This window comes from Salinimicrobium oceani, from assembly GCF_012037645.1.
On the sequence record NZ_JAAVJR010000051.1, the window covers coordinates 1 to 936 of the forward strand.

General features: G+C 43.5%; 1 protein-coding gene. It reads left to right on the forward strand.

What is annotated here, in order from left to right; genetic code table 11:
* Positions 1–114 precede the first annotated feature (114 nt).
* On the forward strand, positions 115–936 hold an 822-nt coding region (locus HC175_RS15295), incomplete at its 3' end, for a DUF389 domain-containing protein (RefSeq protein ID WP_235942639.1).

Here is a 936-nt window from a genome sequence, read left to right on the forward strand (position 1 = left end):
GTTTTGCTCTGGTTTTTTATAAGAAGTCTTTGGCCGCAAAAGAAACCTATTCAAAAAACCCCATCTTTTATAGGCCATATAAAGGCTTCCAAGCTGACCATCAGTTCAGAAAAAATGGAATTTTCCATTGACGGTTTTAAACATGAAGCTGAAGAAATAAACCTTGAGATACAGAAACAGGCAGTTATCCTGAAGCAGGTAAGCATTCACAGCCACAGTACAGATGATCCAAATAGTAAAAAGACCTTAAAGATCGAAGGTCTGCCAAAAGGTGAGACCCGTAAGGAATTGATCAAGCGCAGTTTGCCCATATTACCGCGGGCAAATGCCGAGCAGTTTGAGGATCTTTTTAAAGTGCTTCGGGTAAATTCCAAGATCTCCACTCCCTTTATGGTAATGATGGTCCTATCCACCCTGATCGCTACCTTCGGACTTTTCGCCAATTCATCGCCGGTTATTATAGGTGCCATGATCCTTGCCCCTATTATTTCTCCAATTGTGTCATTTTCCATGGGAATGGTTAGGTATGATGTGACTATGCTCAAAAAAGGATTTGTGACCATTACCGCAGGGACTTTGGTGTCCCTCGCTTTTGCTGCAACTGTATCCATTATTATTCCTTTGAAAATAATGACCTTTGAAATAGAAGCCCGATTATCTCCTACCCTGTTAGACATGGGGATTGCGGTATCTTCAGGAATAGCCGCAGCTTACGCACATTCTAAAGAAAGTATAGCAAAAAGCCTGGCCGGGGTGGCCATAGCTGTTGCTCTTGTACCGCCTCTCTCGGTGGCGGGTATTGGAATTGGCTGGTGGGACTGGCAGGTATTTTCTGGAGCAATCCTTCTTTACGCAACAAACCTTGCCGGTATCATCCTTTTTGCGGGTCTTACTTTTTTGCTCCTGGGTTTTGCTCCGTTTAAAAGGGCAAAAATG